Annotated in this window: 26 protein-coding genes; 10 read left to right on the top strand and 16 right to left on the bottom strand. The window is 60.4% G+C overall.

The window, feature by feature from the left end:
- The 10 genes from HH303_RS00780 to apbC form a co-directional block, all read right to left on the bottom strand.
- Complete coding sequence (locus HH303_RS00780; RefSeq protein WP_169623303.1) at nt 1–273, bottom strand: DUF6460 domain-containing protein; 273 nt, start codon at nt 271–273, stop codon at nt 1–3.
- A gap of 28 nt (nt 274–301) precedes the next feature.
- Nucleotides 302–1,891: a lysine--tRNA ligase gene (locus HH303_RS00785; protein ID WP_169623304.1), complete on the bottom strand. Its 1,590-nt coding sequence runs from the start codon at nt 1,889–1,891 to the stop codon at nt 302–304.
- Between the two features lie 106 nt (nt 1,892–1,997).
- Nucleotides 1,998–3,416: a globin-coupled sensor protein gene (locus HH303_RS00790; protein WP_169623305.1), complete on the bottom strand. Its 1,419-nt coding sequence runs from the start codon at nt 3,414–3,416 to the stop codon at nt 1,998–2,000.
- Between the two features lie 233 nt (nt 3,417–3,649).
- Nucleotides 3,650–4,474: an S-formylglutathione hydrolase gene (fghA, locus tag HH303_RS00795; RefSeq protein ID WP_169623306.1), complete on the bottom strand. Its 825-nt coding sequence runs from the start codon at nt 4,472–4,474 to the stop codon at nt 3,650–3,652.
- Nucleotides 4,475–4,611: 137 nt separating this feature from the next.
- Nucleotides 4,612–5,028 (bottom strand): ferritin family protein, encoded by a 417-nt coding sequence (locus HH303_RS00800; RefSeq protein WP_169623307.1) that lies wholly within the window; start codon nt 5,026–5,028, stop codon nt 4,612–4,614.
- An 18-nt stretch (nt 5,029–5,046) separates the two neighbouring features.
- Nucleotides 5,047–5,994: a diacylglycerol/lipid kinase family protein gene (locus tag HH303_RS00805; protein ID WP_169623308.1), complete on the bottom strand. Its 948-nt coding sequence runs from the start codon at nt 5,992–5,994 to the stop codon at nt 5,047–5,049.
- Between the two features lie 14 nt (nt 5,995–6,008).
- Nucleotides 6,009–7,121, bottom strand: coding sequence for an S-(hydroxymethyl)glutathione dehydrogenase/class III alcohol dehydrogenase (locus tag HH303_RS00810; RefSeq protein WP_169623309.1), 1,113 nt, complete (start codon nt 7,119–7,121; stop codon nt 6,009–6,011).
- A gap of 104 nt (nt 7,122–7,225) precedes the next feature.
- Nucleotides 7,226–7,978 (bottom strand): HpcH/HpaI aldolase family protein, encoded by a 753-nt coding sequence (locus HH303_RS00815; protein ID WP_169623310.1) that lies wholly within the window; start codon nt 7,976–7,978, stop codon nt 7,226–7,228.
- Between the two features lie 24 nt (nt 7,979–8,002).
- On the bottom strand, nt 8,003–8,911 hold the full coding sequence (locus HH303_RS00820) for a CAP domain-containing protein (protein ID WP_169623311.1): 909 nt from the start codon (nt 8,909–8,911) through the stop codon (nt 8,003–8,005).
- A gap of 9 nt (nt 8,912–8,920) precedes the next feature.
- Entirely contained in the window at nt 8,921–10,021 is a 1,101-nt protein-coding gene (gene apbC / locus HH303_RS00825; RefSeq protein ID WP_169623312.1) for an iron-sulfur cluster carrier protein ApbC, read from the bottom strand.
- Nucleotides 10,022–10,308: 287 nt separating this feature from the next.
- Between apbC and hflK the strand changes: the two genes are divergently transcribed.
- The 4 genes from hflK (at nt 10,309) to HH303_RS00845 (ending at nt 13,797) form a co-directional block, all read left to right on the top strand.
- Nucleotides 10,309–11,520: an FtsH protease activity modulator HflK gene (gene hflK / locus HH303_RS00830; RefSeq protein ID WP_169623313.1), complete on the top strand. Its 1,212-nt coding sequence runs from the start codon at nt 10,309–10,311 to the stop codon at nt 11,518–11,520.
- The gene (gene hflC, locus HH303_RS00835; RefSeq protein ID WP_169623314.1) at nt 11,520–12,413 is read left to right on the top strand and encodes a protease modulator HflC; all 894 of its coding nucleotides are present in this window, start codon (nt 11,520–11,522) and stop codon (nt 12,411–12,413) included. Before hflK ends, hflC begins: the two co-directional genes overlap by 1 nt.
- Before the next feature lie 141 nt (nt 12,414–12,554).
- Nucleotides 12,555–13,481, top strand: coding sequence for an SPFH domain-containing protein (locus HH303_RS00840; protein ID WP_169623315.1), 927 nt, complete (start codon nt 12,555–12,557; stop codon nt 13,479–13,481).
- A gap of 4 nt (nt 13,482–13,485) precedes the next feature.
- Nucleotides 13,486–13,797, top strand: coding sequence for a hypothetical protein (locus tag HH303_RS00845; RefSeq protein WP_169623316.1), 312 nt, complete (start codon nt 13,486–13,488; stop codon nt 13,795–13,797).
- Here HH303_RS00845 and HH303_RS00850 read toward each other — a convergent pair.
- Together HH303_RS00850 and HH303_RS00855 are read right to left on the bottom strand one after the other, a co-directional pair.
- A complete protein-coding gene (locus tag HH303_RS00850; protein ID WP_169623317.1) occupies nt 13,794–14,516 on the bottom strand; it encodes a GntR family transcriptional regulator in 723 nt (240 codons plus the stop codon). The two genes, HH303_RS00845 and HH303_RS00850, sit on opposite strands and share 4 nt — an antisense overlap.
- Nucleotides 14,517–14,628: 112 nt before the next feature.
- The gene (locus tag HH303_RS00855) at nt 14,629–14,892 is read right to left on the bottom strand and encodes a hypothetical protein (RefSeq protein ID WP_169623318.1); all 264 of its coding nucleotides are present in this window, start codon (nt 14,890–14,892) and stop codon (nt 14,629–14,631) included.
- A 191-nt stretch (nt 14,893–15,083) separates the two neighbouring features.
- Here HH303_RS00855 and lpdA point away from each other — a divergent pair, with 191 nt between their 5' ends.
- Entirely contained in the window at nt 15,084–16,487 is a 1,404-nt protein-coding gene (gene lpdA, locus HH303_RS00860) for a dihydrolipoyl dehydrogenase (protein ID WP_169623319.1), read from the top strand.
- Between the two features lie 68 nt (nt 16,488–16,555).
- Nucleotides 16,556–17,140 carry an HD domain-containing protein gene (locus tag HH303_RS00865; protein ID WP_169623320.1) on the top strand — a complete coding sequence of 195 codons (585 nt, stop codon included), beginning with the start codon at nt 16,556–16,558 and terminating at the stop codon, nt 17,138–17,140.
- A 9-nt stretch (nt 17,141–17,149) separates the two neighbouring features.
- Here the strand turns inward: HH303_RS00865 and HH303_RS00870 are convergent, their stop codons facing one another.
- Nucleotides 17,150–18,019: an EamA family transporter gene (locus HH303_RS00870; RefSeq protein ID WP_169623321.1), complete on the bottom strand. Its 870-nt coding sequence runs from the start codon at nt 18,017–18,019 to the stop codon at nt 17,150–17,152.
- Between the two features lie 109 nt (nt 18,020–18,128).
- Between HH303_RS00870 and HH303_RS00875 the strand changes: the two genes are divergently transcribed.
- Entirely contained in the window at nt 18,129–18,599 is a 471-nt protein-coding gene (locus HH303_RS00875; RefSeq protein ID WP_169623322.1) for an Lrp/AsnC family transcriptional regulator, read from the top strand.
- 9 nt (nt 18,600–18,608) lie between these two features.
- On the opposite strand, the gene HH303_RS00880 is transcribed toward HH303_RS00875, so the two are convergent.
- Complete coding sequence (locus HH303_RS00880) at nt 18,609–19,817, bottom strand: pyridoxal-phosphate-dependent aminotransferase family protein (protein ID WP_169623323.1); 1,209 nt, start codon at nt 19,815–19,817, stop codon at nt 18,609–18,611.
- A gap of 86 nt (nt 19,818–19,903) precedes the next feature.
- Nucleotides 19,904–20,593, bottom strand: coding sequence for an ArsR/SmtB family transcription factor (locus HH303_RS00885; RefSeq protein ID WP_169623324.1), 690 nt, complete (start codon nt 20,591–20,593; stop codon nt 19,904–19,906).
- A 76-nt stretch (nt 20,594–20,669) separates the two neighbouring features.
- Between HH303_RS00885 and HH303_RS00890 the strand changes: the two genes are divergently transcribed.
- The 3 genes from HH303_RS00890 to HH303_RS00900 are packed head-to-tail and all read left to right on the top strand — an operon-like array spanning nt 20,670 to nt 21,823.
- Entirely contained in the window at nt 20,670–20,993 is a 324-nt protein-coding gene (locus HH303_RS00890; RefSeq protein ID WP_169623325.1) for an NIPSNAP family protein, read from the top strand.
- A gap of 3 nt (nt 20,994–20,996) precedes the next feature.
- Entirely contained in the window at nt 20,997–21,344 is a 348-nt protein-coding gene (locus HH303_RS00895) for an antibiotic biosynthesis monooxygenase family protein (protein ID WP_169623326.1), read from the top strand.
- Nucleotides 21,341–21,823 carry a HutD/Ves family protein gene (locus HH303_RS00900; RefSeq protein ID WP_169623327.1) on the top strand — a complete coding sequence of 161 codons (483 nt, stop codon included), beginning with the start codon at nt 21,341–21,343 and terminating at the stop codon, nt 21,821–21,823. The genes HH303_RS00895 and HH303_RS00900 overlap by 4 nt, the downstream gene beginning before the upstream one ends.
- A gap of 138 nt (nt 21,824–21,961) precedes the next feature.
- Here the strand turns inward: HH303_RS00900 and katG are convergent, their stop codons facing one another.
- Nucleotides 21,962–24,130 (bottom strand): catalase/peroxidase HPI, encoded by a 2,169-nt coding sequence (gene katG, locus HH303_RS00905; RefSeq protein WP_169623328.1) that lies wholly within the window; start codon nt 24,128–24,130, stop codon nt 21,962–21,964.
- Between the last annotated feature and the right edge of the window lie 62 nt (nt 24,131–24,192).

Genomic DNA, 24,192 nt, shown 5'->3' on the forward strand with positions numbered 1-24,192 from the left:
TTAATCCGACTTACGCTGACGCCCTTTCAAGGCGTTCAGGATGACGGCGACCAACCAGATCGGCAGGACGATCACGGCACCGATGACGATGTAACCCGCGCTCCATTCGATCGCGCCGCGGGCCATGTCATAAATCTTGCGGACGGTTTCACCGAAATTGTCGAAAATCGCTTCCGGCGAAATATCGAACTGCACCAGCAGCCAGCCGACAACGAAACAAATCACCGCCAGCTTGACGATCGTACCCAGGGATTTTCCGAGATCGAACTTCATGGGCCGCTCCGGTTCTTGCGACGACCGTTCAGGCCGCACTCAAATCTTCGCCCGCCAAAGCCCGGTCGATCAAGGCAATCGTGTCCGCCAGACCGTATAGGGCAAAGAAGGAGCCGATCCGGGGGCCCTGTTCCTGCCCCAGCAGGATTTGATACAGGGCCTTGAACCAGTCGCGTAGGTTTTCGTAACCGTGGCGCTTGCCGACCTCGTAGACCTCCGTCTGAACATCCTCGGCCGACGTGTGTTCCGGCAGACCGGCCAACACGTCGCGCAGGTCCTTCATCGCGGCCAGATCGGTCGCATCCGGGGCCTTGAAGCTCTTTGTCGGCTTCACGAAGTCCTGGTAGTAACGCAGCGCGAACCCGACCAGATGATCCAGCATCGGATCGTTTTCCGGCGACGCTTCCGGCACATAGCGGGAAATGAAGCCCCACAGAACCGCCTTGTCTTCCGTATTGCAGACGGAGGCCAGATTCAGCAGCAGCGCAAAGCTGATCCCCGGCACTTCCGACGCCGGCGGCTTGCCGTTATGGATATGCCAGACCGGGTTTTCGATCTGCCGTTCCAGTTCCTCGTCCGGGAACTTGTCCAGGAAGACCAGATATTCGTCCACCGCCTTCGGGATCACGTCGAAATACAGCTTCTTCGCGGTCTTCGGCTTGTGGAACATGAAAAGCGAAAGACTTTCGCCCGGCGCATAGGTCAGCCATTCCTCCATCGACAGGCCATTGCCCTTCGACTTGGAAATCTTCTGGCCCTGATCGTCCAGGAACAATTCATAGGTCAGGGTTTCCGGCTTCGGTGCGCCCAGGGTTTCGCAGATGCGGCTGGACAGTTTCACGCTGTCGATCAGATCCTTGCCGGACATTTCAAAATCGACGCCCAGCGCATACCAGCGCATGCCCCAATCCGGCTTCCATTGCAGCTTGCAGCGACCGCCGGTGACCGGGGTTTCGACCTCGCGGCCATCCGGGTGGCGATAGACGATGGTGCCGTTCTTCGGGTCGGTATGGAGGACCGGGACCTGATAGACTTCATGCGTGTCCGGATCGACCGGCAGAAACGGCGAGTAGGTCTCGCGTCGTTCGTCGCGCAGCGACGGCAGCATGATCTTCTGAATATTGTCATAGCATTCGAGAACCCGGATCAGCGCGTCGTCGAACTTGCCGGAAAAGTAATAGTCCGTCGAACTGGCGAATTCGTATTCGAAGCCGAAGCTGTCCAAAAAGGCGCACAGACGCGCATTGTTGTGTTCGCCGAAGCTGGGATGCGTCCCGAACGGATCCGGCACCTTGGTCAGGCGCTTGTTCAACGCAGCGGTCAGCATGTCCTGGTTCGGGACGTTGGTCGGCACCTTGCGCAGCCCGTCCATATCGTCCGAAAAGGCGATCAGCTTGGTCGGGATATCGCTCATCATTTCGAAAGCGCGGCGCACCATGGTCGTGCGCAGGACTTCCCCGAAAGTGCCGATATGCGGCAGACCGGACGGACCATAGCCCGTTTCAAACAGGATATAGCCTTTCTCGGGGTCCTTCTTTTCGTAGCGTTTCAGGACCTTGCGCGCCTCTTCAAAAGGCCAGGCACGGGCGTTCAGGGCTAGGTCGCGCAGATTGGTCATGATCCCAAATTCCGAAAAAGGTTAACCGACGAAAAGTGCGCCGGAAACTAGGCGCTGCTTACTCGGGCGTCAACTCCACGCACCTTTATAGGTTCGGGATCGATGATCAGGATTTCCGCCGGTCGCTCCGGTCGCGTCGTTCTTGTCCTGCCGCACCTTCGTCGCGAGAACGCCGAGCCTTCACGCGGCGATCGAATTCCTCCTGGGACCGCAGGCTGCTCATTAGGTTTGAAACGCGGTTTTCCATATCCCTATTCGCATGACCGACCGCGTCGACGGCACTGCCGATCTTTTGGCTGACCGTCTGGGTTTCCGTCGCTTCCGACGCGACCTGACCGATGGTTCGGGACACTTCCTGCGTGCCGACGGCGGCCTCGCTGATATTCTTCGCGATCTCGCCGGTTGCCTGCCGTTGTTCTTCGACCGCCGTAACGATTTCGGAAAACGTGGCCGTAACATTTCCAACGCCGGTGTTGATCTGCGCGATGGACGCAATCATTTCGTTCGTCCGGTTCTGAATTGCCTCGACCTTTTCACGGATTTCTTCCGTTGCCTTCTGGGTCTGGGTAGCCAGAGACTTCACCTCGCCCGCGACAACGGCAAAGCCCTTTCCTGCCTCTCCCGCCCGCGCGGCCTCGATTGTCGCGTTCAGCGCAAGGAGATTGGTCTGGCTGGCGATATCCGTGATCAGTTTCAAAATATCGGTGATTTCGCGGGTAGAGGACGCAAGGGACTCGCCGATCGACGAAGCGGAACTCGCCTCCTGCGTGGCCTCGGCAACCGAATTTTGCGCGCGTTCTATCTGATTCCCAATTTCGTTGATGGAATGCGACAGTTCTTCCGACGATGCCGCGACGGTGGAAACGTTGGCCGTTGCTTCTTCCGACGCCGCCGCGACGGTTTCCGAATTGTCGTTAAGACGTTCCGCGATTTTCAGCAAGGCCTCGACCTCGCGCTGCAAACCGTCGCCCTGGGCGGATACCTGTGAAATCGCGGAACTGATTTCCGTTTCCAAATCATTGGCGATCTCGATCAGCATATCCTTGCGTTGTTTTTCACCGGAGGACAGATAGACAGATGTCGCCAAGTCCATGTCCAGAAAAACCGCTTTCAGCACGCTTTTCAGCCGCTTGACGAAAACCGGATCGGTACGGCGGCTGGTTTTCGCGAATTGATCGACGATCTTGTTAAGCGCGAACAGATAGGCGCCGATATAAACTGACGGACGCAAACCGATGCGCATATGCGCGTTACCGATCGCCGTCACCTTCCGTTCATAATCGGCATCGAAAGTCCCGCTGAACAGGGTCGACCAATGTAAGGTCTGCGCCTTCTTCAACCCGTCGAGGGATTTCCCTTTCAGGATTTCCGCCGCTTCCGGGTTGGTTTGAACATGACGATAAAAATCGTCCAGGATTGGCCCTATGCCCTTGATGATATCGTCGCGAACCGCGACGACGTCGCTACGGGTTTCCTGGTCGATACACAGATATTTGAGTCGGGAATCGATGCTGTCGTCGGACATATGTGGCGTCTCCTAGTTCAACCGCGAGCGCCCCTGTTTTCAGGAGCATGTTTCCGCCACCCAATCGCAAGTTCGCTCTTATTCCCCAACGTATTCAATGTCTTTACCATATACTGGTTACCAGTAGTTTAATTTTAACTAATACCCATTTGCGATCTTGAGTTTAAAAACAAACAGACCCGTCGCCCCGTAACACGCAAGGGTTGGTCGAATCTCCGATGTAAAGATGGGCGTTACAGGCGCGCGGCATGCCACGCGATATGTTCTCCGATGAAGCTTGCGACGAAATAATAGCTGTGGTCGTAGCCTTCCTGGAAGCGAAGGTCGAGCGTCACGCCCGCCTTGGCGCAGGCATCGGAGAACAGGGTGGATCGCAGTTGTTCTTCCAGGAACTGATCCTTGCTGCCCTGGTCGATCAGGATATCGCCGTTCCATCCCCGCGCGACCACCAGTTCCGTGGCATCGTAGTCGGCCCAGGCGGCACGGTCGTCGCCCAGATAGCGACCCAGCGCCTTATGCCCCCAGGGAACCTGACTGGGCGCCACAATCGGGGAAAAGGCGGAAACGGATTTGTATTGGTCCGGGTTTTTCAACGCGATGGTCAGCGCCCCATGCCCGCCCATCGAATGGCCGGAAATGCCGCGCTGGCCGGTCGTCTCCACGGTCGCTTCAGCGACGCCGGGAAGCTCGCTTACCACGTAATCGTACATGCAATAGTTCTTGGACCAGGGCTGCTGCGTCGCGTTGACATAGAATCCGGCGCCCTTGCCGAAATCGTATTCATCCGCCGCATCCGGCACGTCATCGCCGCGCGGGCTCGTATCCGGGCAAACCAGTATAAGGCCGTGTTCGGCGGCATAACGCTGCGCCCCGGCTTTCGCGGTAAAATTCTCCCAGGTGCAGGTCAGGCCCGACAACCAGTAGAGGACGGGAGCCGGTCCCTTACCCGGATCGAACACGGAAAATTCCATCCGCGTCCCGGTCGCTTCGCTTGCATGCGCGTAAACGGACTGTGTTCCGCCGAAGCATTTCCACTGATTGAGGACTTCCAAACCCATCCGAACTCTCCCAAAGAACCGTGCACTGATGATCGGAAAGGTGACGGCGCCGCCCCGTCTTTGCAAGACGCGATCCAGCCAGCATAAATCTTTAATAGCCGCGCGATCGCTCTTCAAAGATGCGATGCGCGCTTCGATCAGCAATAGGTCCCGGCGATAAGCGGACGTAACAGGTCTACAGCCGAAACCGGGAGCGTTTCCTCGGACAAGGCATCCTTGGCGGTCTCGATCAATTGCCGCTCCGCTTCCGCGCAGCGCGCCTCTGCGGCAGGGACCGGATCGCCGGTCAGACCGCCGCGCAGTTCGACCCAGGCTTTTTCCAGAACCTCGCGTTCCTCGACCGTCGGCTCCGCCCTCGGCGTGTGTCCCAATTCACGCACAATATCGCACAGTCTATCCGCCAGATCGGACATCCCATCGGCCTTTTGCTTGAAACTGGCCGGGGCGGCTATCCCGTCAACCGCCGCGCTTTCCCGCATCGCCCGCGCGCAATGCCACAATGCCTGAATAACATCGTTCAAGGCAGCGATTTCCGGGGGAATTAGAACTGACATATTCCCATCCTTTCAGCGTTACTCCAAGACGTCTTCCGGCGCGTCCACAGGCGCGAAGACAGTCAGGCTACGCGGCCGTACCGATACCTTGATCGGGGTTTTCGCGACAATTTCGCCATCCACGTTCACCTTCTTCCGCTTACCGCTCAACACGGTAATGCTGACCTCTCTACCCTGCGCCGTAAAGGCCCCCTCCGTCCGGCGCAATGTGCCGCGCCACAATCCCGGCAGGAACCGGACCCAATGCAATGCATGCTTCGGTGTGACATAATACAGATGCAGAAAGCCGTCGTTCAGCTTCGCCTGTTCATCCAGCGTCAATCCGCCGCCGTAATGCCGCCCACACCCGACGCCGAGTAGCGAACACCGGGTCCGACGCTTTTCCCCATCCACGTCGATTTCAAGTTTCAACGGCCGGTGCCGGCGCCAGGCTTCGGACCAGCGAATGGGATAGGCAAAACGGCCCAAGAGTTTCTTCGCACCGTCTTCGTGCATGCTGGCAATTTCGACGCTGATCCCCAGGCTGACGACATTCAGGAAGGGGCGATCCCCGACTACGCCGGTATCGACCGCGACACGATGTCCCCCGGCGATCACGGCGGCGGCGGCTTGCGGGTCGGCGGGAATGGACAGATTGCGCGCGAAGTCGTTGGCCGTACCCAGCGGCAGGATGCCGATCGGTTCGGGCCGCTTCAGCAAGGACGGCAACAAGCCGCTGATCGTGCCGTCACCGCCCCCGACCAGGATCGCATCCGTTTCCGGCAGGGCGTCTATCAGATCCAGCGCCTCTTCCCTGGATTTCGTCCGTTTCAGGGTGACCGAGACGCCGTGCCCTTCCAATGCCGCGACAAAGGCGTCCGTCTGGTCCCGTGCGGCGCGGGCATTGGGATTAACGAAACAAACCGCCCGTTGCGGGGCGGTTTGCGTGTCGGCGGAATGGGACGGATTCGAGCCGACCGTCGTCATCCGTCCCGTCCGGATCAGTCGTAAACGACGACGGAGCGAATGCTTTCGCCCGCATGCATCAGGTCGAAGCCCTTGTTGATTTCGTCCAGCGTCAACGTATGCGTGATCATCGGATCGATGGAGATTTTACCGTCCATATACCAATCGACGATCTTCGGCACATCCGTGCGCCCACGCGCACCGCCGAAGGCCGTGCCGCGCCAGGACCGGCCGGTCACCAGCTGGAACGGACGGGTGGAGATTTCCTGACCCGCACCGGCGACGCCGATGATGATGCTTTCGCCCCAGCCCTTGTGGCAGCATTCCAGCGCCTGACGCATGGTCTGCGGCAGACCGATGCATTCGAAGCTATAGTCCGCGCCGCCCTTGGTCAGGTCGACCAGATACGGGACCAGATCGCCTTCGACTTCCTTCGGGTTCACGAAATGGGTCATGCCAAACTTTTCGGCCATTTCCTTTTTCGCCGGGTTCAGATCGACGCCGACGATCATGTTCGCGCCGACAAGCTTCGCGCCCTGAATGACGTTCAGGCCGATCCCGCCCAGACCGAACACGACGACGTTGGAACCCGGTTCGACCTTCGCGGTGTTGATGACCGCGCCGATGCCCGTCGTCACGCCGCAACCGATGTAGCAGATCTTGTCGAACGGCGCGTCCTCACGCACTTTCGCCAAGGCGATTTCAGGCAGCACCGTATGATTGGCGAAGGTGGACGTGCCCATATAGTGCAGGATCTTTTCGCCGTTGAGCGAGAAACGCGACGTGCCGTCCGGCATGACGCCGGCCCCTTGGGTCGTGCGAATCGCCTGACACAGATTGGTCTTCGGATTCAGGCAATATTCGCATTCCCGGCATTCCGGCGTGTAGAGCGGAATGACATGATCGCCCTTCTTCAGGGTTTTCACACCGGGACCGACATCGACCACGACACCGGCACCTTCATGGCCCAGAATTGCCGGGAAGGCCCCTTCCGGATCGGCGCCGCTCAACGTGAATTCGTCTGTGTGGCAGATGCCTGTCGCCTTGATTTCGACAAGAACCTCGCCTTCCTTCGGACCGTCGAGATCAACCTCTTCAATCGACAGCGGTTTTCCCGCCTGGAAGGCGACAGCGGCGCGCGTTTTCATCCCACAACACTCCCTGAAAAGAATTTATCGTCGGCGGCACACTGCCAGCCCCTTCCGGGTGGCGCAAGAATCGGATGCCGCAATTTTCCGACGCGATTACCCGTTTATTTTCTGGCGTCCAGGACCGTCGCCTTGGCCGCCTGAACCATGAAGCCGATATCCGCACCGACGGTCATGAATCGATACCCCCAGCCCCGCGCCGCCCGTGCCATAGCCGCATCCGCGCAGTGGATGCCGGGAATCTTACCGTTCGCTGTAGCGACCTCAGCAATCCGGCGCAAATCGTCCAGAAAATCGGTATGCGTCGGCATGCCCGGCTGCCAAGAGGATATCGCGAAGCTCAAATCGTTCGGCCCGACGAAAATCGCGTCCAGCCCCGGCGTCGACGCGATTTCTTCCAAATTGTCGAAGCCGCCGCGCGTTTCGATCATCGCCGCGACGAAGATGCTGTCATTCGCGGTTTCCGTATAGAAAACGGGATCGTTCATACCGGCCCGGATCGGGCCCCAGCTTCTTTCGCCCATCGGCGGATAGCGGCACGCGCGGACAAGGGCTTCCGCTTCCGCCCGCGATCCGATCATCGGCGCGACGATGCCGGTCGCCCCGCCGTCCAAGGCACGCATCGCGTCCTCTGGGCGGTTCCAGGGAATCCGCACCCAGGGGCAGGCCTTCCCCGCCTTGCCGATGGCGACGATCTGGTTCCAGACCGTGGCGTCGTCCAACAGGCCGTGCTGACGATCCAGGCATACGAAATCGAAGCCGGCGCGCGCCAGCCCTTCAACGCTCAACGTCCCGTCGATCATGCCGAATGTGCCGATCGCCGTCCCGCCGTCCCGCAATTTTTCCAACGCCGTCATGGTTTCTCCCCAGGGCTCTTTTCGTTATTCAAGCGGTCGTCCCAGGGACATGGCCCAATAGTGCAGCCCCTTGATCCGCCCGTTTTCATATGGCGCGAAGACATAGCCGATTCCAAGCTCCGTCACCGCCGGATCCAGCATGGCCTCGCGATGGCCGTCCTTGGACCGAATCCAGGCGTCGACCACATCGCGCGGCGACCGTTGGCCGACGGCGATATTTTCCAACAGACGCTGGAACTTATATCCGGCCCGGGTCGCGCGGTCTCCCGGCCCGTCGCCGTCAGGATTGATATGGCTGAAGAAATCGCGGGTCACCATGTCCCGTGCCTGCATCATCGCCGCCCGGTCCAGGAAGGCATTGGCCTTCAACCCCGGCAGGCCGTATCGGGCGCGAAAGGAATTGACCAGCAGCAATATCCGGTTCGGCCAGTCTTCCGCCGCCGGGCGCGCCGGATCGGCGATGACCACCGCCCAGATATTGCGCGGCATGTCGGCGACCGGCGACCCCGTGCTGTCCTTATGCGCCGCGCCGATTTCGGTGGCGTTCGGATTGACAAGGATGCTCTGGCGTCCGCCCTCTTCCAGCCAGGCGCGGATCATGGGATCGACGCCACCGTCCACGGTCGCATAGCGCCCGCCGAACAGCATGTTGGGATACCCCTTTTCACGCAGCAGGGTTTCAAGGCCGTCGGCGACGGCATCCATGTTCTGGCCCAGATAGATCGACTGCGTCATCTGCTCGGCGATCTGGGTCAAGCGCGGCTCGAACCGCAGCGGCCTCAGCCCCCATTCCTTACGGGCAGAATTAATGATTTCGATCAGACGTTCCGGATTTCCCGCACCGTCCCCCATCGATTGAGCATGCGCCGGGCGTCCCAATCCCGCCCCGCCCGCGAGGAGCAGACACAGCGTGAAGAGGACGGCGCGTAGCATTCGAACGCCCTATTCGTCTACGAAGCGCGGCGCCGCGCGGGACGCCTGGCCGCCGTCCAGCGCCTCGCGGATTTTCTGCGCCACCGACAGATAGGCCGCCGCGTGCGGGCTGTCCGGCTGGGTTTCGACGATCGGCGTGCCGCCGTCCGAGGTCTCCCGGATTTCGATATCCAGCGGAATTTCGCCCAGGAACGGAGTCTCCAGCTTCGACGCCTCCGCCTTCGCACCGCCATGGCCGAAGATATGCGCCTCATGCCCGCAATTGGGGCAGATATACATGGACATATTCTCGACGATGCCCAGCACCGGCACATCGACCTTGCGGAACATGTTCAATCCCTTGCGGGCATCCAGCAGGGCGATGTCCTGCGGCGTGGAAACGATGACCGCCCCCGCCAACGGCACCTTCTGCGACAGCGACAATTGCGCGTCGCCCGTGCCCGGCGGCATATCGACGACCAAGACGTCCAGCGCGCCCCATTGCACATCGTCCATCATCTGCTGCAAGGCGCCCATCACCATCGGACCGCGCCAGACCACCGGCTGATCTTCCGCGACCAGGAAGCCGATGGACATGACTTTCGTGCCATAGGCTTCCAACGGTACCAGCGTCTTCCCATCGGGGGATGTCGGACGCTGCCCGGCCAACCCCATCATACGCGGCAGCGAGGGGCCATAGACATCCGCATCCAGGATACCGACGGAAAGCCCCAACTGTTTGAGCGCCAGCGCGAGGTTCACCGCAGTGGTCGATTTGCCGACGCCGCCCTTGCCGCTGGCCACGGCAATGATATGGCGAATACCGGACACGCCCTTTCCACCGGATTCCGATGGCGCGGCAGTCGCGGCGGCCGGCTTCTTGCTTTCCGCGGTCAGCACGGCGCTGGCCGACAGGACCGACGGCAGTGCGCCGATTTTCTCCTCGACCGCGCGGCGCAACGGTTCGAATTCCGCCGCGCGCGACGGATCGTCGATATCCAGGGACACTTGAACCATGCGGTCGCGAATGGCGATCCCGGAGATCATACCGGACGAAACGACGTCGCCGCCGCCGGGCACCGCGACCTCCGCGAGGGCTCGTTTGACGCTGTCTTCGGTGATATCGGCCATGAAAGAAGTCCCCTCGATGAAAAGAATCCTGCTGGGTAACGGTGGTATCCCCGTCCAAGGCTACATATATGAACCAAGACCGGGGCGCAAAGTCCCGGAAGCAATTAGGCTGCGTGGATGCGCAGTCGATAGGGCAATTCATCGCGCGTGGGGCGCGCGGGTTGTCCGATGCCGTGAAATCTAGTGTTATGCGCGGCGCGATTAGGGGGTTTCGGACTGGTCGAACCGATCAGTGGACCAGTCCGGGCAAGTGAAACGACGAACAACGGCGGACGGATAGACAGAATATGCCATGGGAAAACAATAGCGGCGGCCCCTGGGGATCTCCCCCCGGCGGCGGCGGACGCGGCGGCAATGGTGGCGGACGTGGCGGTAACGGCGGCGGAAACGGCGGCGGAAACGGCGGCGGCCCCAACAGCCCCTGGGGACGACCCGGCGGTGGCGGCGGACGCGGCCCAGGCGGCCAACCGCCCGATGTCGAAGAACTGGTCCGCAAGGGTCAGGAACGGCTGAAGGCCATCCTGCCCGGCGGTTTCGGCGGCAAGGGCGCCATTGCGGTGGTCTTTCTGGCGATCGCGGCATGGCTCGGCAGCGGTTTCTACACCGTCGGCCCGGAAGAACAGGGCGTGGAACTGGTCTTCGGCAAGCTGACCTCCACCACCGGTCCCGGCCTGAACTACAATTTCCCGGCCCCGATCGGCGAAGTGATCAAACCGAACGTCACCGCGATCAATCAGGTGAATATCGGTTTCGTCGAATCCGGCGCCACGACACGCAACGTCCCGGAAGAAAGCCAGATGCTGACCGGGGACGAAAATATCGTTGCCGTTCAGTTTTCCGTGTTCTGGCGCATCCGCGACGCCGGCGAATACCTGTTCAACGTCCGCAACCCGGAAGAAAGCGTCAAGAACGCCGCCGAGGCCGCGATGCGCGAAATCGTGGGTAAGAGCAATTTCGAATTCATCCGGACGCGCGGTCGTAACGCCGTCGGGATCGATGCGCAGGAAAAAATCCAGGAAATCCTGGACGATTACGGCGCGGGTATCGAAATCACGCGTCTGAACCCGCAAAGCGTCAGCCCCCCGGGTGAGGTCATCGATGCCTTCCGCGACGTTCAGGCGGCCCAGGCCGACCGCGAACGGTCGATCAACGAGGCCACCGCCTATTTCAACGAAGTGACGCAGCGCGCCGAAGGGAACGCACAGCAGATCATCCGCGCGGCGGAAGCGTATAAGGAAGAAAAGATCAATCTGGCACAGGGGGACACCCAGCGTTTCCTGTCGATCCTGACGGAATACAAACAGGCGCCGGATATCACCAAGCGCCGGATTTATCTGGAAACCATGGAAGAAATCCTTCAGCGCATGAATAAGGTTCTGATCGACACCGATGGTCAGGGCGGTAACGGCGTTCTGCCCTATCTGCCGTTGGATCGTCTGACCCCGAACAAGGTAACGACAACGGGCCAAACCACCACCAATCAGGGAGGGTCGAACTGATGAACCGCACCGGCTTTATCCTCCTGGGCGTCCTGGTGGTCGGCCTGATCGTCGCCGCCAGCAGCGCCTTCACCGTTCGCGAAACCGAACAGGTCATGGTCATGCGCTTCGGTGAACCGCGTCGTCAGATCACGGAACCGGGTCTGCATTTCAAGGTACCGTTCGTCGATACCGCGCGGTTCTTCGACAACCGCGTCCTCGACTACGACGCCGCGGCACAGGAAATCCCGACCGCGGACCAGAAGCAGTTGGTCGTCAACGCCTTCGCCCGGTACAAGATCACCAAACCGCTGCTGTTCTTCCAATCGGTCGGCACCGAACGCGGCATGCAGCAGCGTTTCAACTCGCTGATCAACTCCGCCTTGCGGCGGGTGTTGGGTGAGGTCGAACTGACCGTCGTCCTGACACCGGAACGCGCGCGCCTGATGGAGGAATTCACCCGCATCGTCGCCGAAGAAGCCAAAGGCTTCGGTGTCGACGTCGTGGATGTTCGCATCAAACGCATCGACCTTCCGTCGGAAAACAGCGACGCGATCTTCAAACGCATGCGCACGCAGCGTGAACAGGAAGCCCGGCTGGCCCGCGCGGAAGGCGGCAAGGAAGCCCAGCGCATCCGTGCCGACGCCGACAAACGCCAGCGCGTCATTCTCGCCGAAGCCCGCAAGAAGGCCGAAATCCTTCAGGGTGAAGGCGATGCCGAAGCCCAGGGCCTCTACAACGCCGCCTATGGTCAGAATGTCGACTTCTTCGATTTCTGGCGGTCCATGCAGGCCATGACGAAGGGGTTGAGCAGCGATACGACCACCTATGTCGGACCGCCGAACAGCGACTTCTTCCGCTATTTCCGGGACGAAACCGGGAAAATCTCGGAAGCGGCCGAAACCGCCCGTTAAGCCGCTGGACGCAAGTCCATGAAAAAAGCCCCGGACCCGACGGTTCGGGGCTTTTTTTGCTTCCGGCAGACCGCCGCGCCGCCTATACCTTACAGGCAATTACAACCGGGGAGTTAGGACGTGAACGGCGGCTTCTTTTACATGATTCAAAATTCTCTTTCGGGTGTGATCGCCCTTATCCTTGTGATTTTCGCCATCACGCTGGTCGTAAAAGGCGTGAAGATCGTGTCCCAGAGCGAGGTCTACGTGATCGAACGCTTCGGGAAATATACGAAAACCCTGCCGGCCGGCCTCAGCTTCATCGTCCCGTTCCTCGACCGGGTCGCGCATCGCGTCTCCGTTCTCGAAAGGCAGTTGCCGGAATTCGAAATTTCCGTGATCACCCGCGATAACGTGGAGGTCCGCCTGGAAGCGACGGTCTTCTATCGGATCACCGATGCGGCATCCTCCGTTTACCGTATCCGCAATATCGATCAGGCGATCTATACCGCCGCGACCTCCATCGTGCGGTCCGCCGCCGGAAAGCTGGAACTGGACGACCTGCAGTCGTCACGGGAATCGATGAACGAGGAAATCGCCCGCAACCTGCAACAGGCCGCCGAGGTCTGGGGCATCGAAATCACGCGCACGGAAATCACCGACGTCATTGTCGATGAACAGACCAAGGATGCGCAGCGTCAGCAGTTGAATGCCGAACGGTCGCGCCGCGCCGCCATCGCGGTCGCGGAGGGCGAAAAGCGCGCCGTCGAACTCGCCGCCGACGCCAAACTCTATCAGGCGCAAAAAGATGCCGAAGCGGTGCGGCTCCAGGCCGACGCGAATGCCTATGCCGTGAAAGTCGCGGCAGAGGCCGACGCCGAACAGACCCGCCTTGTGGCCGATGCCATTTCAAAGAACGGCCAACCCGCCATCGATTTCGAAATCATGAAGCGCCAAGTCGACGCGCTGTCCGCCGTCGCCGCCGCGCCCAATGCGAAGACGATCATCGTGCCGACCGATGTGACCGGCGCCATCGGGTCTTTGCAGGTTCTGGCCGAAACGCTGCATAGCGCGAAGCGGGAGGCCTGATCGCATGGACGTGCTGACCTCCCTTTCCTTCTGGGTGTTTCAGTCGGAGGTCTGGCTGATCCTGGCCTTGCTTCTGATCGTCGCCGACATCGCCATCGGGTTGAACTTCTTCGTGCTGCCGATCGGTATCGCGGCGGCGCTTGTTTCCGCCATGCTGTTCGCGGAACAGCACTTCTGGTTCAGCAACCTCGTTTTGTTGGAAAACTGGCGCGATGTGATGATCGCCTTCGCCGTATTGGCGGTCGTATCGGTTTTCGTGGTGAAGAAGCTGTTCCAACGTCCCGCCGACGCGGAAGACGACATCAATACCTATTAACCGACCGCTTCGACCGACTTGCCTTCAGCGTTTTGATCGGCGATCAGCGCGGGCAGGCCGCCCATGCCGTCGCGGATATCCTGTTCGATGGCCAACGCCAGGGCGTCTTCGTCGCGGCTTCGGATGGCGGCGACCGCTTCCTTGTGCCGGTCTTCCATATAGGTCCGGCCCAGGCTTTCACGGGTCAGATACAGGAACGGGCCGATTTGAAGCCACAGGCTTTCGATCATCGGCATCAAAACGCGGCCCGGCGCGCGTTCGTAGAGTTCGAAATGAAAGGCGCGGTTGCGTTCCTGATACAGCGCCCAGTCGCGCGCCTCGATCGCGGCATCCTGTTCCAGGTCGATGGCTTCCAACCGATCGGCAAAAGCCGGATCGGTGGCCGGGAAGGCGCGGCGCGCGGCCAGCACTTCCAGGGCGACGCGGGCTTCGGTCAATTCCTCGAACATTTCGCCGGTCATGGTCGGCACCGTGACGCGCCGGTTCGGCAAAAGGTCCAGCGCCCGTTCCGCCACGAGACGCCGCAAGGCTTCCCGCGCCGGCATCATGCTGGTGCCCAGACTGTCCGCCAATCCCCGAATGGTCATCGCCTCACCGGGCCGGAACCGGCCCAGCATGATCGCCTCGCGCAATTCAGCGTAGACACGTTCCTGAAGCGTCGTGCCTTTTGGCGCAGGCTCGTCGTGTCCGGTGTCTTCGTCGCCGTCGTCGGACTGCATTACCGTAAAATCGCCTCGTCGACCGTGCGGTGTGTACCGCATTACTGTGATCACATTGTGAGGCGATGCGCGGAAACCCGCAACCGAAAAGCCGAAACGATGCGGGGATGCATCAGGTCTGGGTATCGCCTTCCGGCGTGCCGTCGGTCGGAGAGGCATCATCGTCAGGCTGAATCCGGCGCAGGATGATATCCCCGTTCGGCAGGATTTCCGGCGCGGCGTAGAGTGGGATTGAGTCGACGAATAGTTCCAACGCCTTCATGAGCTTCGATATCCCTTCCGCCGCCATGGTTTCCGGGGCGGTCGGCTCCTCGGCCCAGGCACCGGCGACCGGCATCATCAGAACAAGGCTTGCGGCCATCAAGGTCCGTCTCATCAACAATCCTCCAAATCTACCCTGCGGGATCGGAACGCCGCCCGCCTTATCCCCCTTCATTTGGGGATCGCGCGGGGCGGAGTCAAAGCGTTCCTGCATGCCGCCGTCCGGGTGGCGGTACTTGCCCGTCCGGCGCGATTGGGGCAATGTCCGGCGAAGCGTCACCGATGAACAATCCAGGGATTTGAAGGATGAGCGAGACCTATGACGTCGTCGTAATCGGCGGAGGGCCGGGCGGTTACGTGGCAGCGATCCGCGCCGCGCAATTGGGCATGAAGACGGCTTGCGTGGAAATGCGCGGCAAACTGGGCGGCACCTGCCTGAATGTCGGCTGCATCCCGTCGAAAGCGCTCCTTCAATCCTCCGAGCTCTACCACGAAGCCCAGCACAGTTTCGCAAGCCACGGCATCGTCGTGTCGCCGAAATTGGACCTGAAGGCGATGCTGGACCGCAAGGCGAAAATCGTCGAAGGCCTGACCGGCGGGATCGAATTTCTGTTCAAGAAGAACAAGATCGACTACGTCAAAGGGCGTGGCCATATCGATGCGCCGGGTCAGGTTTCCGTGACCGAAGGCGACGATAAGGGCAAGGTCCTGACAACCAAGAACATCGTCATCGCCACCGGATCGGAATCGACCCCGCTGCCGGGTCTGGACGTCGATGAGAAAACCATCGTCACCTCCACCGGCGCGCTGGAATTCGACAAGGTGCCGAAGCATCTTGCCGTCATCGGCGGCGGCGTCATCGGTCTGGAACTCGGGTCCGTCTGGAAGCGCCTGGGCGCGCAGGTCACGGTCATCGAATTCCTGGACCGCATTGTCCCGAACATGGACGGCGAGGTGTCCAAGACCTTCCAGCGCACGCTGAAAAAGCAGGGCTTGGAGTTCAAGCTGAAGACCAAGGTCACCGGCGCGAAGAAGTCGAAATCCGGCGTCGAGCTGACGATGGAACCGGCGGCGGGCGGCGACGTGGAAACCCTGTCCGTCGACAAGGTTCTGGTCTGCATCGGACGGCGTCCCTACACCGAAGGTCTGGGACTGGACGACATCGGCGTGGAACGAGACAAGCGCGGCGTCATCCAGGTCGATGCCCATTACAAGACCAATATCGACGGCATTTACGCTATCGGGGACTGCATCCCCGGCCCGATGCTGGCCCATAAGGCAGAGGATGAAGGCGTCGTCATCGCCGAAATTCTGGCCGGGCAGAAGCCGCACATCAATTACGACGCCATTCCGGGCGTGGTCTACACATGGCCGGAAGTCGCCGATGTCGGGATGAGCGAGGAAAAGCTCAAGGAACAGGGCCGCGCCTATAAGGTCGGCAAATTCCCCTTCATGGCCAATTCCCGCGCCAAGGCGAACGACGCGACCGATGGTTTTGTCAAGATCCTGGCGGACGCGGAAACCGATCGGGTGCTGGGCGCCCATATCATCGGCCCGGCCGCGGGCGAGATGATCCACGAGATCGTGACCATCATCGAATTCGGCGGATCGTCGGAAGACGTGGCGCGGACATGCCACGCACACCCGACTTTCTCAGAAGCGGTCAAGGAAGCGGCGCTTGATGTAGAGAAGCGCGCGATCCACGTGTAATAATCCGGCGTCTAACACAGTCCCGGACCGCATGACGGTCCGGGACATTTTCCGGAAGGATCGGGTCGATGGAATACGTAAACTGGACCAAAATGGAAGACGGCACCCAGGAGGACTGGGACCTTCTCTGTCGGTTGGAGGAGAAATTCAACGCCGACCTCGTGGACCGTGTTCTGGATCAGTTGAAATCCCTGGACGTGGATTGGGGCGGGTATCGCGTCACGCGGTATCAGCATTCCCTGCAATCCGCAACGCGGGCCCACCGCGACGGGGCGGATGAGGAACTGGTGGTCGCGGCTTTGCTGCACGACCTTGGGGATATTCTCAGCCCCTATAACCATTCCGATCTCGCCTCCGCGATTCTGAAGCCCTTTGTCTCCGAAAAGACGCATTGGATCGTGAAGCATCACGGCCTGTTCCAGGGTTACTATTACGACCATTTCCTGGGCGGCGACCGCAACGCGCGGGATCGTTTCAAAGATCATCCCTATTACGACGCCTGTGCGTATTTCTGTCAGAACTACGATCAGAACGCTTTCGACCCCGATTACGACACCCTGCCGCTCGACTTCTTCGAGCCCATGGTCCGACGGGTCTTCGCGCAGAGCAAATACGGCCATATGGAACTCGCCTCCACCGCTGCGGCGGAGTAATTCCGCAGTCTAGGTTGCGGGCCGATGCATGGCGACGCCCAGCATGACTAGGGCTATTCCGATCAGATCGCGCAACGTCGGAATTTGTGAAAGAACGATCGCCGCAATAATCGTCGCCGTCGCCGGCAGGAGCGCCAACATTAGGGCAAAACTGCCGCGCGGCAGGCGTGACATGGAAAGCTGATCGCAGATATACGGGATCACAGACGAACAAACGCCAACACCAATCCCGGCAAGAACCAAATACGAATTGGTGAACACGGTCGCAGCTTGCGCAATCCCTACCGGTAGCAGAGCGAGAAATGCGATCACCATGGCTGCGCCAAGACGCTCCACCCCGCGATCAGCCCCTTCCGCGGCCGCCCTGTGCCCAAGGACGATATAGCCGACGAACAGTGCCGCGTTCACGGTCGACCAAAACAATCCCCACGGATCAGACTGCCACACGACGTCCACCAGAACGAATACACCGCTAACTGTCAGAATCAGTGCGATCAGGTTACGACCGGTGCGCAAGCCGTACAGCGCCACTGCAATCGTCCCAATGAACTCCATTGCGGCGACGAGACTCATCGGCAGTGTGTCGAGAGCTAGGTAAAATGACGTGTTCATCACCGCGAGACACAGCCCTAGCCCAACCAATAACCCCCGCCCCATCCATGTTGATTCGCGGAAAACCCGAACCGGCGACGTCAGGATACAAAACACGGCGGCGGCGGACGCTACACGGAACCATGCCACCCCCAGCACGCCGACCGACGGGAAAAGAAGCACGGCAAAAGACGGGCCCAGATAATGAAAAACCGCACTGACGCCGAACCACGCATGAGGTGGCACCCGATCAGCAATCTTCCCGTATCCCGATATTTTTTCCGTCATGTGCGCCATCCTTTTGCCGTTATGCAAAGGATGAATGTCTATATCGATTAAAGTAATAGATTTTCGAAGGGTAATTTGATAAATAGGAACAAATAAATTGGAGTTTCGAATGAATCGCCTTCGATTCAAAAATCAGTCCTTGGATTCGACCGACGAAACGCTAATTACCGTCCTGGCGAAGAACGCTCGGATCAGCACTGCGGAACTGGCGCGCACGGTCGGACTATCCGCCCCCAGCGTTGCCGAACGGATACGACGGTTGGAGGATGTCGGCGTCATACGGGGGTATACGGTCGATATCGACCCCGCAGCTCTCGGCTTTGCAATCACGGCATGGCTACGCGTCCGGCCGTTGCCGGGCCAATTGAAGAAAGTCGCGGAAATGCTGGCCAATACGCCCGACTTTGTGGAATGCGACCGTATCACCGGGGACGACTGCTTCATCGCAAAGGCGCATGTCCGCAGCATGCAGGACCTAGAAGTCCTGATCGATCGATTGCTTGTCTATGCCACCACCAACACATCGGTGGTGCAATCGTCACCTTTCGAGGCACGCCTGCCGCCGCTCCGGGCGATCTAGCCGCGGAACTCACTCGGCGGCGTTTGCCATTGTCCGGGCTGGTTCAGCGGCCGCCAGCGATGCGATCGCGGCATCCATAGCGCCTTGGCCGATCGCTACGCCCGCGCGCCGAAGCACCAATTCGATGGCGGCAAGCGACCCCAGGATCATCGGTTCGTTGATGAAGCCCATATGACCGATGCGGAAACTCTTGCCGCTCATCGATCCCGCGCCGGACCCGATATACAGGTTCATCGGACGGCCCATCGCCTGCAATGCGCCGACATCCAGATTCGGACCGGCCAGCATGGACGTCACGGAATCCGACCGCTGTTCCGGACGCAGCGCATTCAATTCGAACGCCCCGCCTTCCGTCCAGACCTCGACCGCAGCGCGCACCGCATCGGCCAGACGACGATGCCGGGCAAAGACGTTTTGCAGCCCTTCTTCCGCCAACATGTCCAGGACCTCGCGCAAACCGAAAATATGATGTTCCGGCGCGGTCCCGGCATAACGCTGATAGTGCATGCCCTTGATGCGTTCCTGCCAATCGAAGTATCGGCGCGGCAGGGTCGCGGTTTTCGACGCTTCCATCGCGCGGTCATTGGCGGCCACAAGGCCCAGCCCCGGCGGCATCATCAGGCCCTTCTGCGACGCACCGACGACGACGTCCAGATTCCAGGCATCCATGGGCAGATCCGTGGTCGCGAGCGACGCGATGGCGTCGACGCAGAACAGCGCCGGATGGCCCGCCGCGTCGATGGCCTGACGGGCGGCCTTCACGTCGCTGACGATACCGGTCGCCGTGTCGACATGTGTGAACAGCACGGCCTTGATCTTGCGGTCCACATCCGCGCGCAGGGCTTCTTCCAATCGGTTCGCGTCGATCGCCGTGCGCCAGTCGTTCGGCACCGTGCGGCAGACGATCCCCAGCGCTTGGGCCATATCCCGCCAGCCTTCGGAAAAGACGCCGACTTCCGGAATCAGGATTTCATCGCCCGGCGACAGCAGGTTCGCCAGAACGCCTTCCCAGCCGCCGTGACCGTTGGATGTGTAGATATGAACAACGCTTTTCGTCTGGAAGACGGACTTCACATCCTCGAAAATCTTGTCGCTGAGCGCGATGAAATCGGGCCCGGAGAAGTCGACCGATTGCCGGTGCATTGCATTGAGGACACGATCCGGAACCGGCGTCGGCCCCGGGCTTAGAAGAAACTGGAAACCGCGCGCGGACTGCATGGGAACCATCCGACAAAGCTGTGACTGGAAAATGAGATCGTCATAGGTAGGCCATATCGCCGGACCGTCAATTCTTTTCGATGCCGCTAAACCAACGGCAGGAGACTGTGTCGGAACGCCTTTTCCCCCTGTGCCGTGAACTGCACGGCGCGGGTTCCGTCCACCCGGCGAGCCCAACCGTTCCGGTAGACATGGTCCAGAACCGCCCGTCCCAGACCACCGGCCAAATGGGTGCGGCGCATGCTCCAATCCAGGCAGGATTTACAGACAGGCCGCCGCGCCCCGATCAAACCGTCCATGTCCAGACCGACGGTCCGGAAAAAGGCATCCCCTTTTGGTGTCACCGACACGCTGTCTTCATCATCCTGCTGCAAAAGGCCGGTCTCCAGCCATCCGTCGAACAGCATGACCGCCAGTTCGCCCGCCAGATGGTCGTAACAGACCCGCGCCTTGCGCAGGGCTGGGTCTTTCGGACCGGTTCGGGTGCGGGTATGGCCTTGTTCCGCCGCCAGCCCCATCAGGGCCTCCAGCGCAACGCCGACCTGCGGCCCCGCCAAGGAGAAATACCGATGCCGCCCTTGCTTCCGTTGCCGGATCAAGCCGCCGCTTTCCAGTTTCTTCAGGTGCGTGCTGGCCGTTTGCGGGGAGATACCGCCTTCCGCCGCCAGTTCGGTAGCGGTATAGGCCTTGCCGTTCATCATGGCGGTCAGCATGTTCGCGCGCGCCGGATCGCCGATCAGCGACGCGACGAGGGCTATGTCCGGTCCTTCTTTCATACTTCGATGTTAACCGAAGCATTGTCGTCCGACAATGTGGCATTGAAAGCTTCCTGACAAATTACGGAGCGTTCCAATGCTGACCTGTTTTATCCGTTATCACATCGACCCGACCAAGAAGGCGCAGTTCGAAGAATATGCCCGAAACTGGGGCCAGGCGATCCCCCGTTGCGGCGCGGACCTGATCGGCTATTTCGCCCCGCATGAAGGGTCGAGCACGCTGGCCTACGGCGTGTATAATATCGAAAGCTTGGCTGCTTACGAAGCCTACCGCCAGCGTCTGGCGCAAGACCCGATCGGTCAGGCCAACTACGAATTCGCACAGCGGGAAAAATTCCTGCTTCGGGAAGACCGTACCTTCCTGAAGCTCGCATCCGCCCCGCATGCCAGGGAGGACTAATCCATGATCGCCATCATCTTCGAAGTGTTCCCCGCCGACGGCCAGCGGGAGCGATATCTGGACATCGCTGCATCCATCCGCCCGGAACTCGAAAAGATCGACGGGTTTATTTCCGTCGAACGATTCCAGAGCCTGACCGACCCGGACAAAATGCTGTCCATTTCCTTCTTCCGAGACGAGGCCGCCGTGGAGGCTTGGCGGAAGACGATGCAGCATCGCGGCGCCCAAAGCGCCGGACGCAGCGGCGTCTTCCAGGATTACCGTCTGCGCGTGGCTCAGGTTCTGCGCGACTATACCTTAAACGATAGGGCGGAAGCGCCTGCCGATTCCATCGCGGAACACGGCGCATGACGAAACCGACGCGCATTCACCTGTCCGACCTGCCTGAAAAACCGTGGAAGAACGGCGGCGGCGTGACGACGGAAATCGCCGTCTTTCCACCCGGCGCGGATATGGACACATTCGATTGGCGGGTCAGTACGGCCCTGGTCGCGCAGGACGGTCCGTTTTCCGCCTTTCCCGGTGTGACGCGCTGGCTGTTCCTCAGCCACGGCGACGGGTTCGTGTTGGATTTCGCGGACGGGACGTCGCTGCGGATCGACGAAACCGGCCCGGTCCACGAATTCGATGGCGGGATCGGCACCGACTGCACCCTGATCGGGGGCGAAAGCCGCGACATCAACGTCATGGCGCGCAGCGGCGTCGGGATGTCGGTCGCGCGTCTCCCGGCCGGTCGGGACGCCCCGCCTGTCGGTATGGTGGATATCTCTCCCGACGGTGTGGTCATCCGGCTGGAGGACGGTCGGATTCTGTCAGCACGCCGCATCTGATACACCGAAAAGGGCCGATACCCTGTTCAGGTATCGGCCCCGTCTTCGTTACCGTTTGGCCGCCTTCACCGCTCCGCCCCGGGGGATTCCAACTGGTTGGGGCGGAACGGATCCGGCATCAATCGATATAGATCGCGATCACGCGACGTCGAACCGGTCGGCGTTCATGACCTTGGTCCAGGCGGCGACGAAGTCTTTCACGAACTTCTGCTTGTTGTCGTCCTGGGCGTAAACTTCGGCATAGGCCCGCAGGATCGAATTCGACCCGAAGACGAGGTCCGCGCTTGTGGCGGTCCACTTGGTGGCGCCGGACTTCCGGTCGCGCACTTCGTAGAGGTCGCCCTCCACCGGGTTCCAACTGTAGGACATGTCCGTCAAGTTGACGAAGAAGTCGTTCGTCAATTGACCTTCGCGGTCGGTGAAAACACCGTGCTTCGTACCGCCAAAGTTGGTGCCGAGCACACGCATACCGCCGACCAGGACAGTCATTTCCGCCGCCGTAAGGCCGAGAAGCTGCGCACGATCCAACATCAACTCTTCCGGTTTAACGGCATATTTCTGCTTCTGCCAGTTCCGGAAGCCATCGGCATACGGCTCAAGGACAGAGAAGGAGTCGGCATCGGTTTGTGCGTCCGTGGCATCGCCGCGACCGGGAACAAACGGCACGTCGACGGTGCCGCCCGCGGCCTTGACCGCCATTTCGATACCGACATTACCGCCAAGCACGATGACGTCGGCAACAGACGCACCCGCATCCGCCGCGATTGGCTCGAGAACGCCCAGAACCTTCACCAGACGCGCCGGTTCGTTGCCTTCCCAATCCTTCTGCGGGGCAAGACGGATACGCGCACCATTGGCACCGCCGCGCTTGTCGGAGCCACGGAAGGTTCGCGCACTGTCCCATGCCGTGGCGATCAGTTCCGCCGCGGACAGGCCGCTATCGGCAATCTTCGCCTTCACGGCAGCGATATCGTAGCTCGTGCTGCCAGCCGGGATCGGATCCTGCCATATCAGATCTTCGGTCGGAACGTCCGGACCGAGATAATTTACCCGCGGCCCCATGTCCCGGTGGGTCAGTTTGAACCACGCGCGACCGAAGCAATCGGCGAAGTAATCGGGATCGGCCATGAACTTCTGGCAGATCGCGTTATAAATCGGATCGACCTTCATCGCCATATCCGCGTCGGTCATCATCGGCATGCGGCGTTTCGAAGGGTCCGTAGGATCCACCGGCATTTTATCTTCCGGCATATCGATCGGCTTCCACTGGTTCGCCCCGGCAGGAGACTTCGTGAGTTCCCATTCGTAGTTGAACAGATAGTCGAAATAACCCATGTCCCATTTCGTTGGGTTCTGGGTCCAGGCACCTTCTATACCGGAGGTGTGAGCGTTGGTCGCCTTGCCGTCCAGCGCATCGTTCATCCAGCCGAAGCCTTGGGTTTCGATACCGGCGCCTTCCGGTTCCGGGCCGACATTTGCGCCAGCCGCCGTACCGTGCGCCTTACCGACGGTGTGACCGCCACAGGTCAGTGCGGCCGTTTCTTCGTCGTTCATCGCCATCCGGGCGAACGTCTCACGGACCAGCTTCCCGGTTTTCGCCGGGTTCGGAATGCCGTCGAGACCTTCCGGGTTCACGTAAATCAGCCCCATATGGACGGCAGCCAGGGGATTGTAGAGAGAATCCGCGTCTTCCGTGTCTCCGAAGCGGTTTTCGCTCGCCGCCAGCCACTCGGATTCCGACCCCCAATTGACGTCCGTTTCCGGGGCCCAGATGTCTTCGCGGCCGAAGCCGAAACCGAAGGTCTTCAACCCCATGGATTCATAGGCCATGTTACCGGCCAGGATGATCAGGTCCGCCCAGGACAGAGCGTTGCCGTATTTCTTCTTGATCGGCCAGAGCAGGCGGCGCGCTTTGTCGAGGTTACCATTGTCCGGCCAGCTGTTCAGCGGCGCGAAACGGATATTGCCGGAGCCGGCACCACCGCGGCCATCCCCCATGCGATACGAACCGGCAGAGTGCCAAGCCAAACGAATCATCAGGCCGCCATAATGGCCCCAGTCAGCCGGCCACCATTCTTGGCTGTCCGTCATCAGGGCTTTCAGATCTGCCTTCACACCCTCGAAGTCCAGTTTCTTGACCGCTTCGCGATGGTTGTAATCCTCATCCATCGGATTGGTCCGCGCGCCGTGCTGGTGCAAAATGTCCAGGTTCAGCGTGCTCGGCCACCATTTGGTGACGGGCTCCGCCGACGACGTGTTGCCGCCATGCATGAAAGGGCATTTACCCGCGGGATCGTGTTCGCTCATTGTCTTCCTCCGACATTGTGGCTGCCCCGACCGTCCACGCGACTTTAGCATCGATAGGTTAC

Source organism: Pacificispira spongiicola (assembly GCF_012926505.1).
Taxonomy (GTDB): Bacteria; Pseudomonadota; Alphaproteobacteria; order UBA8366; family Aestuariispiraceae; genus Pacificispira; species Pacificispira spongiicola.